At 39.4% G+C, this 13,321-nt stretch carries 13 protein-coding genes; 8 read left to right on the forward strand and 5 right to left on the reverse strand.

Annotated elements, in window-relative coordinates; all coding sequences use genetic code 11:
- Positions 1-21 precede the first annotated feature (21 nt).
- The 3 genes from GJU41_RS00280 (at position 22) to chbG (ending at position 3,705) form a co-directional block, all read left to right on the forward strand.
- Entirely contained in the window at positions 22-1,413 is a 1,392-nt protein-coding gene (locus tag GJU41_RS00280; RefSeq protein ID WP_070877211.1) for an APC family permease, read from the forward strand.
- Positions 1,388-2,779, forward strand: coding sequence for an NAD-dependent succinate-semialdehyde dehydrogenase (locus GJU41_RS00285; RefSeq protein WP_154317797.1), 1,392 nt, complete (start codon positions 1,388-1,390; stop codon positions 2,777-2,779). Before GJU41_RS00280 ends, GJU41_RS00285 begins: the two co-directional genes overlap by 26 nt.
- Before the next feature lie 236 nt (positions 2,780-3,015).
- Positions 3,016-3,705: a chitin disaccharide deacetylase gene (chbG, locus tag GJU41_RS00290; protein WP_154317798.1), complete on the forward strand. Its 690-nt coding sequence runs from the start codon at positions 3,016-3,018 to the stop codon at positions 3,703-3,705.
- A 180-nt stretch (positions 3,706-3,885) separates the two neighbouring features.
- Here chbG and GJU41_RS00295 read toward each other — a convergent pair whose 3' ends face one another.
- The 4 genes from GJU41_RS00295 to GJU41_RS00310 form a co-directional block, all read right to left on the reverse strand.
- Positions 3,886-4,908: an acyltransferase gene (locus tag GJU41_RS00295; RefSeq protein WP_154317799.1), complete on the reverse strand. Its 1,023-nt coding sequence runs from the start codon at positions 4,906-4,908 to the stop codon at positions 3,886-3,888.
- Positions 4,909-5,082: 174 nt separating this feature from the next.
- Positions 5,083-6,813, reverse strand: a complete 1,731-nt coding sequence (locus GJU41_RS00300; RefSeq protein ID WP_154317800.1) for a sensor histidine kinase — start codon at positions 6,811-6,813, stop codon at positions 5,083-5,085.
- The gene (locus tag GJU41_RS00305; RefSeq protein ID WP_070877223.1) at positions 6,810-7,523 is read right to left on the reverse strand and encodes a response regulator transcription factor; all 714 of its coding nucleotides are present in this window, start codon (positions 7,521-7,523) and stop codon (positions 6,810-6,812) included. Before GJU41_RS00305 ends, GJU41_RS00300 begins: the two co-directional genes overlap by 4 nt.
- A gap of 56 nt (positions 7,524-7,579) precedes the next feature.
- Positions 7,580-7,765, reverse strand: a complete 186-nt coding sequence (locus GJU41_RS00310) for a hypothetical protein (protein WP_070877206.1) — start codon at positions 7,763-7,765, stop codon at positions 7,580-7,582.
- A gap of 159 nt (positions 7,766-7,924) precedes the next feature.
- Here GJU41_RS00310 and GJU41_RS00315 point away from each other — a divergent pair, with 159 nt between their 5' ends.
- The 5 genes from GJU41_RS00315 (at position 7,925) to GJU41_RS00335 (ending at position 12,576) form a co-directional block, all read left to right on the forward strand.
- Positions 7,925-9,334: a spore germination protein gene (locus GJU41_RS00315; RefSeq protein ID WP_154317802.1), complete on the forward strand. Its 1,410-nt coding sequence runs from the start codon at positions 7,925-7,927 to the stop codon at positions 9,332-9,334.
- Positions 9,331-10,512, forward strand: a complete 1,182-nt coding sequence (locus GJU41_RS00320; RefSeq protein ID WP_154317803.1) for a Ger(x)C family spore germination protein — start codon at positions 9,331-9,333, stop codon at positions 10,510-10,512. The genes GJU41_RS00315 and GJU41_RS00320 overlap by 4 nt, the downstream gene beginning before the upstream one ends.
- 12 nt (positions 10,513-10,524) lie before the next feature.
- Complete coding sequence (locus tag GJU41_RS00325; protein ID WP_154317804.1) at positions 10,525-11,640, forward strand: GerAB/ArcD/ProY family transporter; 1,116 nt, start codon at positions 10,525-10,527, stop codon at positions 11,638-11,640.
- Positions 11,641-11,650: 10 nt separating this feature from the next.
- Complete coding sequence (locus tag GJU41_RS00330) at positions 11,651-11,863, forward strand: YczF family membrane protein (protein ID WP_070877202.1); 213 nt, start codon at positions 11,651-11,653, stop codon at positions 11,861-11,863.
- A 293-nt stretch (positions 11,864-12,156) separates the two neighbouring features.
- Entirely contained in the window at positions 12,157-12,576 is a 420-nt protein-coding gene (locus GJU41_RS00335) for a ferritin-like domain-containing protein (protein ID WP_070877222.1), read from the forward strand.
- A 27-nt stretch (positions 12,577-12,603) separates the two neighbouring features.
- Here GJU41_RS00335 and GJU41_RS00340 read toward each other — a convergent pair whose 3' ends face one another.
- Positions 12,604-13,056, reverse strand: coding sequence for a lipoprotein (locus GJU41_RS00340; RefSeq protein ID WP_154317805.1), 453 nt, complete (start codon positions 13,054-13,056; stop codon positions 12,604-12,606).
- Positions 13,057-13,321 lie beyond the last annotated feature (265 nt).

The raw sequence follows: 13,321 nt of genomic DNA on the forward strand, positions 1-13,321 counted from the left end.
AATGACAAGGGGGGGGATTAGATGGAGAAAAATTTTTCGAAATCAATGTCGAAGGTAGATGTCTTATTTTTAGCCATGGGTGCCATGCTGGGGTGGGGATGGGTTGTTCTGTCAGGTGAATGGGTATCTAAAGCAGGATTTTTAGGAAGCATCATCGCCTTTTTGATTGGCGGACTATTGGTTATTTTCATTGGCTTAACCTATGCAGAGCTTGCAGCAGCTATTCCGGAAACAGGCGGGGGACTGGTTTTCGTCTTGCGTGCTTTTGGGAAACGGAGTTCATTTGTAGCAGCCTGGGCCGTTTTATTTGGATATGTTTCTGTTATCACCTTCGAAGCCGTCGCGCTTCCTACCGTTTTAGATTATATTTATCCTGTGCAGCATCAAGTCTTTCTTTGGACATTGGGGGGATGGGATGTTTACTTAACCTGGGCCCTGATCGGATCTGTTGGCGCCGTTCTTTTAACAGCTTTAAATTACTTTGGGATAAAACCGGCAGCCATTTTCCAGTCTGTTTTCACAGTTGCCATTGTCGCGGTTGGCCTCCTGTTAGTATTTGGAGCCATTAAAAATGGGAATACAGCTAACCTTGAGCCTCTTTTTAAAAACGGAGCCGGAGGAACGATGGCCGTCTTGGTTATGATTCCATTCTTATTCGTTGGCTTTGATGTTATTCCGCAGGTAGCTTCTGAAATTAACGCTCCACCGAAGATTATTGGCCGGATTTTGATTATTTCAATTATCACGTCTGTCGTGTTTTATTTATTTATCGTATTTGGGGTTACAACAGGGTTAACAGAGTCACAGATTAATAGTTCCCAACTAGCTACTGCTGATGCCATGGTCAATTTATTCGGGAATCAATTGTTTGGCACCATTCTTGTCCTGGGCGGCGTAGCGGGAATCGTCACAAGCTGGAACGCCTTTATTATCGGGGGCAGCCGGATTCTCTATGCGATGGCCATTCGGGATATGATCCCTAAATGGTTTGCTCATATCCATCCAAAATATAAAACTCCGACAAACGCCATTCTCTTTCTGGGGCTGCTTGCCTTCATCGCTCCTTTCTTAGGCAGACCGGCTCTCGTTTGGATTGTGGATGCAGGCGGGGTTGGAATCGTCGTCGGCTATTTGATCGTGTCTATTGCTTTTTTAAAACTTCGGAAAACAGAGCCGGATTTAGAACGTCCGTATAAAGTGAAATACTGGAAAACAACAGGAACTCTTGCTATCATATTAAGCATCGTCTTCTTAAGTTTCTATTTGCCCGGCATGCCTTCCGCACTTGTCTGGCCGATGGAATGGATCATCCTTGCTGTTTGGTGTTTAATAGGAGCTGCTTTATATTTCACAAGTCCAAAAGAAAATAGAAAAGAGATGAATACGAATGCCGGAATCGTTCAAAGTAAATAACCCTGCTACAGGGAAGATGATTGCAGAAGTATGCATTCATTCTGAAGAGGAAATTAAACAATCGCTAAAAAAAGGACATGAAAGCTTTAAAAGCTGGTCTAAAATAAACGCTCACGAACGATCAAGACTGTTAAAAGAATGGTCCCGAAAAATACAGGAAAATAAAAGCGAAATTGCTGAAGTCATGACATTAGAGAACGGGAAACCTTTAAAGGAATCACTAGGTGAAGTCGATTACGCTGCAAGCTATATCGACTGGTATGCTGAAGAAGCCAAACGCATCTATGGCCGCACCATTCCGGCGTCTTCAGAATCAAAACGAATTATCGTAAGCAAACAGCCGATAGGGTTAGTCGCCGCGATTACACCGTGGAATTTCCCGGCCGCAATGATGACCAGAAAAGCAGCCCCGGCCCTTGCAGCCGGCTGTACCTTTATTGTGAAACCTGCAGAAGATACGCCTTTAACTGCTATAAAGATAATTGAACTCGCACATGAAGCAGGGATCCCAAAGGATGCCATTCAATACGTGATAGGTGACGGCAAAGAAGTGGGACACTTATTTACTTCAAGTGAATTTGTAAGAAAAATTACGTTTACAGGTTCGACTCCTGTAGGAAAGTCCCTCATCAAAAACAGTGCCGATACGGTCAAGCATGTCACAATGGAATTAGGCGGACATGCTCCTCTCATCATTGCGGAGGATGCAGATCTTGATTTCGCTGTTCAGCAAACCATCGCCTCTAAATTCAGAAACGCAGGACAAACATGCGTATGTGCTAACCGTATTATCGTTCATGAAAATATTATTGAAGAATTTTCTCAAAAACTGACAGAGAAAGTGAAAGAATTAAAAGTAGGCAACGGTCTTGAAGAGGATACTCAAATAGGTCCTATTATCAATGAAAAAGGATTTAACAAGATTGTTGAACAAATCAATGATGCTCTAGATAAAGGGGCGAAAGTACTGACTGGTAATCAATTCCACGCAAGCAAGGAACAGGGCTATTTCTTTGTCTATCCTACCGTCTTGCAAAATGTTCATGAAGACATGAAAATCATGCAGGAAGAGACATTTGGTCCTGTTGCGCCGATTATGAGCTTTAAAGATATTGAAGAAGCTGCAGAAATCGCGAACAGTACGCCTTACGGACTTGCTGCGTATTTCTTTACCAATGATTACAAAATCGGAACCTATTTAAGTGAACATTTAGACTTTGGTATTATAGGCTGGAATGATGGCGCTCCTTCTGCTGCTCACGTGCCGTTTGGCGGAATGAAAGAAAGCGGCTTGGGACGAGAAGGCGGAACAGAAGGCATTGAGCCATATTTAGAAACAAAATTTATTTCAATCGGGAATTTATAGAAAGTATTTCCCTTTCTGGCATACAAATAAGTAAAAGAAACGAAAGCCTAATTTCTCTCATGAATCCCGGAGAAATTAGGTTTTTTGTATTCTCAAAGTTTAAGCGGAAGAATATTGATTTTGCAGGATTGAATCATATGATATTCGAATGAAGTGTATATTTAGATTGGAAGGACAAAATGAAGCCGCAATTTTTCAAAGAAGGATTAAAACGTTCATGACAGAGGGGGAAGAACATGCCTCAATTTATAATCAATGCAGATGATTTTGGCTATTCCAGAGGAGTGAACTACGGGATTATTGATGCCCATGCAAACGGGATTGTGAATTCAGCGACAATGATGGCGAACATGCCAGGCGCTCTTCACGCAGCATCGCTTGCTAAAAAATATCCCGAGCTTAAGACGGGTATCCATCTAACCCTGACTTGCGGGAAGGCTGTAAGCACTCAAGTTCCATCATTGATCGATGATAACGGTTTTTTTAGAATAAAAAATAACCAAAGCCAAAACCAATATTTGAACGCGGATGAAGTGGAGTTAGAATGGGAGAGTCAAATTCAGCAGTTTTTGTCTTTTGGTTTAACGCCATCTCATTTGGACAGCCATCATCACGTTCATTCCTGGGCTGTTCTTGAACCAGTCATTAAAAAGCTCTCAAATAAGTATGAGCTTCCGGTCAGACGCTTTTGGGAAGGGGAAAAAGAGGGGATCGAGGCGCTTTCAGATGTGTTTTTGTTTGATTTTTACGGAGATAATTTAAACCCGGATTATTTTACTGCTTTAAAAGAGAACTATCAAGGGGATATCAGTGTTGAAGTAATGTGCCACCCTGCGTATATTGACGAAGCTCTAATAAAGGGTTCTTCCTATTGTTTGCAGAGAAGCAATGAACTGTCTATATTAATGGCAGCTCGGCGTTTATAGCATAAGCTTCCTGAAAGAGAGCAAATCGCTATAGGGTCTATGTATTTCAATGCCTAATATCACTTTAAGGGGAACCGCAATTGTTGCATTAAGATTACTTGATAAAAACCTTAAGTTCCTGGAGCGGAAAGAAACGGACAGCATTTATATTCAAAAATATGCGAAAACAGCCTTTTTGATTCATTCCTGCCCCTTGAATGCCAATTTTAAAGATTGGATACCATTATATGCAAGATACGAAATGACAAAAATAAACAGAGAATATAGCTGTGGCCAAATTAAATTTTCTGTCATGCTTTTCAGTCCCAAAATATTTATTCCCATGTCCATTATTTTTATGAAAAAAACATGGATAATATAAATACCAAGAGCGTTACTGCCGATTTTTGTTATAAGCATACCTTTTCCTAACTGGCTGAAATTCAGTGCAAAGGAAAATAAAAACACGGTTAGAAAAATGGTGGATATAAAATATTCTCCGTGACTGCTTGATAATTTCTTTTCTAAAATGTAGCCCTCCATCACTTGGAGAAATGAAAAGACAACAAATAAATATAAATAAATAGTTGCGTTTATCTTCAGAGATTTAATCTTTTGTGAATGTAAAGCAAAGAAAAATCCTAACGTTGTATAAAATAAACCGAAGAATACAGCATCTCTGGTACTTATCGGAAGTTTAAAAAACATTGAATAGGATTGTCCAAAAAGGCCAATGATGTTCAAAATGAAACTTAGGGTTAATAGGAAATTTATTTTTTTTAGTCTATAAATAATATATAAAATGATGATACTCCAAATTAAGGATGTTAAAAACCATAATTGATATCCGCTGGTTCCTTTGCCAAAATAGAATAGATTCAGCATTGTGAATTCATCAAAATACTTCATTAATTTCTGAAGTACATTAGAATCACTTAGATATATGACGAGAACATCATATATTGTATAAAAAATGAGCCAGCATACGTAGATTTTAATGATTTTTATAACATACCTTTTGAAATATTCAACAGACTCTCGGGTATTTATGATTTTATTTCCAAACAAATAACCAGAAGCAACAAAGAAAAAAGGAACAGCGAATCTAAAAAGGTTATCAAGAATAAACAATTCAATCTGACTGTCTAATGGAAATGTATGTATCACTACTACAGCAAATATTGCAAAAAATTTAATAAAGTCTATTGCATAATTTCTCTCCATTTTTTACCCCCTTCGATATCATCTTTTACCTTGATTGAGAATTGTATTATTATTTACAAATATAGCTTTAATCATTAAAAAAACGTCCGTCTGGTTTACATCAGACGGACGTTTTTTCAGCTTTAGCACTGTTCTTATTTTCTAATAAGATGGAACAGATCTGTTCCAAAAAAATTAAAGCGGGAATTTAAGTGTAATGACTGTACCTTTGCCAAGCTCGCTCCAGACAGCGATCTCGCCATTATGAGCAAGAATCAGCTGCTTTGCAATGGCAAGTCCGAGTCCTGTCCCTTTTGTCGATTCTTCTGTATTAGTTCCTCTGAAATAACGGTCAAACAGATTATCCTTTGTTGCCTCGTCCATCCCGTTTCCGGTGTCATTAATCAGGACAGAGAAGAATGTTTCTTCTTTCTTCAGAGAAATTCCAACTTCTGTTGAAGAAGGATTATGCTTGAACGCATTAGCGACAAGGTTTTCAATAATACGGTGAAACCACCTTTTATCGATAGGGAAATAGATTTCATCATCCGAAGGGTGAAAATCTATTTCCCGTTCTTGATATTGCGGATCATTTAAAACATGCACGATGGATCTTCTGATTGTTTCGTTCATTTCCTCTGTCTCAATCTGAAGCGGAAGAGCATTATTTTTCAGGCGATAAGTCAAATTGAAGTCTTCAATCAAAGACGTCATATAGCTTGCTTTGTCTTTCATAATGCATGCGAACTCCTGAACCTCTTCCTTTGTCCAGTCATATTGATTGGACTCCAGCATGTATGCATAGCCGTACAGAGAGCTTAAAGGCGTCTTCAAATCATGAGACAGGCCTGTAATCCAGTCTTCTCTTCTTTCATCCATCATAGCTCGGTCCTTATCTTTTTGAATTAAATTTGAGGTAAGCACATTAAGTGAGTAAATAATATCATGGTAGATTCTAAACGAATTTTTCAATTTTCCGTTTTGCCGTGAGCTTGCCCGGACGCCTTTTTTAGAAAGAGGTTCCTCATATCTTCCTGTCGCAAGATTTTCAAGCCATAGAATCATATGAAGCAGCGGCTTTCCAAGTTTATTTGAATACCAGATAGAGATAATGAAAAATAAGATTCCAGTGAAAAGAACGAAAACGATAATCCATTTGAATAAGGAGACCATGAGACTGTTGTCAAATTGATCGTCGGGGAAGTATTCCTTATTTGGCGACCCTATAATGTATTTTTTTCCAGTTTCCGGATCGTCGTAAGTGGAAATCGACACTTTATGGTTCCAGGGTTCTTTTTTATAAGACATCATTTCAAAGTATTTAGGCAGATTTTTATTATCTTTATTAAAAGAGTAAATTAGAGAGTACTCAGAATCATAGATTGCAAGCCAGGCTTTTTGTTTTGTAAAATCAGCCTTCATTTCTTTTGAAAGCACGGGCTTCTTATTAAAAGCAAGGCCTTTTTCTATAAGTGATGTCATTAGGTCCGTATTAGCAGAATGTTTTCCATAGAGGACGATATAGGACTCTTCTTCCTGGTGAAGCATCCAATATGTCTGATCATAATGGAATGCTTTTTCGGCATCTGCAAAAAAGTGAGTCAGTGCATACTTCTTCGGAATGGAAGAAGGTGTCAAGTATGAAAAGACAACGCGTCCTTCCTCATCAATGACCTGCAGCCAGCCATTCTGCTTTTTGATTGCATCTCTGGCTGACTCGTCAAGCGAGATGGCATCATCCTCTGAAAAATGAAAGATATCTCCAATATACAGCGGGTCAATTCGTTTCACTTCTTTTTCAAGCATGTTATTGAAATCCTGTGTCATCAAGATCGCAAGTGATACTCCGGTAATGGTTAAAAACAAAATAAACCAGACAATCATATGAAAAATGAAAAAACGCGTAAGCTTTCTTTTTAAGTTCATGGTTTGACCCTGTGATCTACAAATTTATAGCCAAGGCCCCTGATTGTTTTAATGTAGCGCGGCTGACTTGGATTTTCTTCAATTTTCTCGCGGAGCTTTCTGATGTGGACCATAACCGTATTGTCATCAACCATGTAATGCTCATTCCAGACGTTTTCATAAAGCTGATGTTTGGTAAATACGCGATTTGGATGCTTGCAGAAGAAAATCAGCAGCTGAAAAAGCTGTGCAGAACAGTCAACCGTCTGATTGCCTACGGTCAATTCCGCTGAAGAAACATTTAGTGTGAAGCGATCGTACTCATACCGCTCTTCTAGAGCAGTCTTTTGATTGGTTTGAGGCATCGTGCGTTTTAACAGGGCTTTTGCGCGTGCAGCCACTTCGAGAGGATTAAAAGGCTTTGTAATATAGTCATCGGCGCCATATGCAAAGCCTGATAATTTGTCGAGATCACTGCTTTTTGCGCTTAAAAAGATGATTGGCGCGTCTGTTTTTTGTTTGATAAGCGGGCAAAGGTCAAATCCGCTTATATCAGGAAGCATGATGTCGAGCACGATTAAATCATATTGTTTTCTCTCTATTGCTTTAAGAGCGTTTGATCCTGTCAAGCATTCATCTATATGTAAAAAGCCTTCTTTTTGCAGCACCGTGCGGACGAGCTTAATAATCGCTTCTTCATCGTCCACTAATAGAATTTTGCAAGTATGAATCAAGGAAATCTTCCCCTTTCTGTCTTTCATAACCTTAATTCAAATCCGCGCATTTGTTAAGAGGTTCCTGTATGTTTCAATTTGTTTTTTTCAATCAGGTGACAAATCATATTTCCGGTTAGACTGCCCAAAAATAGAGCAGCAAGCCACCAGTAATACTGGGATGCGAATGATACTCCAAAATGTCTTGAAATCATCAAAAGACACGCAGCCGTTGCGGTAAATCTGAAAATTGCCTTCATTTAATCAGCTCCTTTTTCTTCACTATCCCTAGTCTAGCAGCATTAGCTTTACACATGGTTATCGAGACCTTAAAAGCAGCTTAATTGTTAAAAATAGGATAAAAATACATATATAAGAATGCAGGACACATACTAATCAAAAACAATTGCGGTGGTTAAATGACCATAACTGATGGCAAAATCTCGTCCGATTTAACACTGAACTGTGAGCGGATTAAAGAAATTACAGGCGGAAGCGCTGACATGATTGTTCACCAAATACAATCATTCAGCCATTCAAACATTAAAGGAATTATGACAAGGATTGACGGAATATCAGATGATACAAAAGTGTTTGAATTTACCTTAAAGCCTCTCATCGAATCGCTTGCTGAAAAAAAGCAGTATGCATCCCCCGAATATTTAAAAGAATTAAAAGATACGATCATCGCAATCGATGACATTAAAATGGAAAATAAGTGGGAGAACATCACGAAAGAGCTGCTAGAGGGAAATACAATTCTCCTTTTCAATCAAATAGGATTTGCTTTAATTGTAGGAACATCTGGCGGGGAAAAAAGACCAATTTCAGAGCCTACATCCCAAACGGTTATCCGCGGGCCAAAGGATAGTTTTATAGAAGATATCAGAGTGAATACTTCACTCGTCAGAAGACGTCTGAAATGTCCTGGTCTTTGTGTGGAAAAGCTTGAGGAAGGCCAATACTCCCATACAAAAGTTGAATTGATGTATTTAAAAGATAAGGTGAATGAGAAAGCTCTTGAAGCAATAAAAGAAAAGCTTTTGAATAAACATCCGAATATTATCATGGAATCTGCCTATATCGAAAAAATCGTTCAAAACGATCAGATTACTCCATTTCCCGTGATTAATCATACAGAAAGACCTGATGAGATTGTCAGTAACCTGTATGAGGGAAGAATCGCCATCTTTATTGACGGAACACCTTTTGTCCTCTATTGCCCAATCGAATTCCGTACTTTTTTCCAGACAACGGAGGATTATTTTCAGCAGTTCAGCATTGATAAATTCATGCAGGGCCTAAGATATTTTGCTTTTTTCCTATCCTTATTTGCCCCTTCTATCTATATTGGTCTGGTGACACACCATCAGGCAATGATTCCAAACAGTCTCCTGCTGAGTCTCTATGCTCAAAGGGAAGGAATTCCATTCCCTTCATTAATTGAGGCTCTTATTATGGAGACAACTTTTGAAATTTTAAGGGAAGCAGGAATCCGCATGCCGAGAGCAATCGGACAGGCGGTATCCATTGTTGGCGCATTAGTCATTGGACAAACGGCAGTAGAGGCGGGCCTTGTATCCACAGCAGTTGTGATAGTGGTCTCAATTACGGCAATATCAAGCTTCACGACACCCAACTACAGCTTGGCTACAACCGCAAGGATGCTCCGGTTTATCTTTATGTTCGTTTCTTATTTTCTCGGGTTTTACGGTCTCCTTCTCGCAATGCTAATTTTGATGGGACATTTAATGAGTTTAAAATCACTCAATATGCCTTATTTCACCTATAAAGATTCAGGCGAAAAAGATAGGAAGAGTTCAACATGAAGAAAATCGCGATGATGATCTGTTTTGTCTTATTTATGAGCGGCTGCGGCACTCAAAAAGAGTTAAATGAGCTTGCATTAATTTTGTCGCTTGGAGTGGATGTTCACGGTGGCAGCGGCTATCAGGTCACCCTTCAAATTGCTGATCCGAGCGAAATTATTTCCATTACCGGTGCTACAAGCGGAACAACTTCCATTCCAATTGTCAACTATACAGGTATTGGTCCGACTTTTATTGAGGCTCTGGAGGATGCGGCAAAGCAAGTATCCCGAAGCACCTTTTACACTCATGTTGCCTTAATTGTCATCGGGCAGGATTTAGCTGAACGGGGGATCTTTCCGCTTCTTGATATTTTAGAAAGGGAGCCTGAAATCAGGGAAAACATTCCGATTGTGATAGGGAATCAGGCTTCAGCATTTCAGGTTCTTAACTCTTTGACCATGATCAATAAACTTCCGGCTTTCTCCATCAAAGGCAAGCTGAAAATGAATGAGGAGAGCTTCGGTAATACGATGACGGTGTCTATTAAAGAATTCCTCATAAAGAAAGATTCCGAAGAAGGATATCCTATTGTCAGCGGGGTAAAAACTCCAGATTATACGGAAAAGACGAGTCAAAAAGTGAACCTTGAACAGGCAGCTCCAAAATCAAGTCTTGTGTCAGGATTGGCTGTTTTTGATCAAGAAGGGAAATTTCTTTATTGGCTGGAAGAGGAGCAAAAGAGAAGTGTTCTTTTTCTGGAAAATAGGATACAGCAGACATTCATCACGTTGCCCTGTGACGATGAAAATTCAACAACAATTAAGGTGACGTACGCAAAAGTTAAAAAGAAAGCCAGTATGACAGGTGATCACATTAAACTTAGCGCCAAGATTAAAGCGGAGGCTGAAATAGACGGCTTAGGCTGTGAGAATCAAAAAATGATTAAAAAAAGGACGATTACAGACTTTGAGAAAGAGCTGGAAGGGCTCATTGAACAAGAAATACTGGCGTCAATTAAAGAAGCCCAAGATCGTCAAACCGATATCTATGGATTTGGCGAAACGATTTACCGTCAAAATCCGGAGCAGTGGAAAAAGCTGAAGGACCAATGGGAAGAGTTATTTTCCGGTGCGGATGTGGATGTACATGCGGAAGCGGAGATTAAGAGAACTGGCAATATCACAAATTCAAATTAAGGGACAGATGCTATGCAAATTCCTTCCATTACATCAAACCAATTGCTGTTTACCATTTTTATATTTGAAATAGGAAGCGCCATTTTGCTTGATGCAGCTAAAGGGGCGAGACAGGATGCATGGATTGCAGTCCTGCTTGGTTTTGCTGCGGCTATTCCGCTGATTTTATTATATCTTTCTCTCTACCGGAAAAATCCGGAACTAACTCTTACAGGTCAATTAATGAAAGGATTTGGAAAGAAAATAGGTCTCCTGCTCTGCTTTGCTTATATGATTTATTTTCTCTACATAAGTGCACGAGTATTAAGAGATTTTGGAGAGCTGCTGATCATTTCTGCGTATAAGGATACGTCCATGATTGTGATCAATAGCTTCATGATTCTCTGCGTTATCTATTTTTCGCTAAAGTCCTTTCAGGTTGTTGCAAAGCTCAGTGTTCTATTATTTGTTTTAATTATCGTTCCGTTCTTTGTCATTATTATGTTTGAAATTCTCTCGCAGCTTGTTCATTTGGAGTATGTTAAGCCCATCCTTGGAAACGGATGGGGGCCAGTATTAAAAACGATCTTTCCAACAATCCTGACCTTTCCATTTGGAGAAATGGTCGTATTTTTAATGATTTTCCCACTGCTGGATGAGAAAAAGAAGGCATTAAAGGTAACATTCACAGCACTGATTATGGCGACATTTGTATTAACGACAACAGCGTTTCTGCATGTTGCCATTTTAGGTGCCGATATGGTCGAAAGGTCCATGTTTCCTATTTTAACCACCGTTTCTCTCGTCAGCATTTCAGATTTTATTGAAAGACTTGATGCCTTTATTGTTATATTGATGATTGTCACAGGCTTTATGAAAGTTTATATTTTCTTCTACGGAGCAACCAGAATGGCAGAAGAGGTATCGGGAGTGCCGGTCAAACAAATCTCTGTTGCTTTCGGTATTTTCGTCATTCTTTTAGCAGTGCTGATGGCTCCAGATTACATTGAACATATCAAAGAAGGAATTGAAGTCGTTCCGTACTTGCTTCATATTCCCTTCCAGATTGTCTTGCCTGTACTCTTATTTTTAACTCTTACAGTAAAGTCATATTTGGCGAAGCAAAGGAAAATGCCGCTTAAGCAATAGGAGGGGTAAAATGGTAAAGGGAATTGGTTTTGGGGCGATAAGTTTTATTTCATTATTTGGTCTTGCGGTCGGAATAGACCTGATACAGGGAATGGAATGGAGTGTTTTTTTTAAAGAAGCAAAATTTTATTTCGGCACGCTTAAACTAGATGATTATTTTTCAATGTCAATATGGCTTAGTTTAATGATTTTTTACTTGATCAAAGTCCAGAATCAGCAATAATAGGCATACTCTCTCTTTTTTTAAATATATTTTTAACAATGATTCATTTAGGCTCTTTTCGTAAACTTTGTTGCTTTTAGACTAAATGTTGAAAGCCATAGTGGATTGCAGCGGAAGGCACTTGACTCCTGCGGGAAAATAGAGGGAAATGGGAGACCCCGCAGGCAGGCCGAGGAGGCTCCCACCCGGACCGCGGAAAGCAAGTGACTGGAGCGGAAAGGAACGGTCCACATTCATCTTCAAAACAACAATCCATGCAAAAACAGCCTTCATATAAAAGGGGAGAAAAAATAATGTATAGCTACTATAGGGCAAATCAAAATGAAATAGATCAAATTGCAAAAGCACTTGCAGGAGAATATAATGCGATTCAATGCTATGAACAGATGGCCAATATGGCGAAGAATGAGGAAGAGAAAAAGCAAATCATGGAGATTAGAAATGATGAAATAAAACACTATCAGACATTCGCTGCTATTTATCAGAGTCTGTCCGGGATGCAGTACAATCCGAAACAAACGGAAGAATGCCCTGGGGATTATTATGTTGCGCTGACAGCGGCTTTTAAAGACGAGCAGGAGACTGTGGATTTTTATCTTGATATTGCTGAGAATGCAAGCAGCCCCTATATTCGAAAACAATTTAAAAGAGCATCAGCAGATGAACAGAATCATGCCGTATGGTTCCTGTATTATTTAATGCAGAATAGGTGAGGGCATTTTCATCGCTGATGCCTGATGTCACTTCAAATGATAATCGACTTTGCTGTAAAGCCTCGTTCCGTTATGAAGCCCAAGCTTTTTTTCCTGCTCTTCATTAAGACCGTTAATACTGATTACAATTTCGTCACCCCGCAGGGAAATCGTTCCTTCAACAGGTTTTTCAATTGCAGAATCTTCTATTGTAAAAGGGCCATCTCCATTTCCGCGGATGGTCGTTTTTGTTTTGTGTTCCTTCAGAATCTTGTTGTCCTTCGACTTCAGTCCAAGTGTCAGCTCAGCAACTTGTCCATCTTCAGGGAAATTGACAATGGCAAAATTGCCTTCTTCTTTCACCTTAACCCGGTCTACCCAAGTTCCATTATAGATGCCCTGCATACTGTAATCTTCGTTCTGAAGCTGCGGGCGGTTGCATCCAGAAAGAATAAATGCAGCGACAGCAACAAACAAAAGACTTAATTTCAATTTCTTCATAGCAGATCCCTTCCTGTTCCAAATCTCTCTCTTATTATCGCCTAAAAAGGGGGAAAGAAGCAAAGGATAGAGAGTCGTCTGCAGGATATTGAAAAGAAGAAACACGATACCGAAGCTTCAACTCGCATAAATCGCATTTTAATTAGCTGGAACCTGGCTCCAACTCGCAGGAATTCCAGTTCCACTCACAAGAAAAGGGATACAATTCGCAATCAAAATAGATAGGGAGCAGTATGCTAGAGTACTCGTTTAAAGGGAAGAAGAA

The organism is Metabacillus idriensis (genome assembly GCF_009674765.1).
GTDB classification, from domain to species: domain Bacteria; phylum Bacillota; class Bacilli; order Bacillales; family Bacillaceae; genus Bacillus_P; species Bacillus_P idriensis.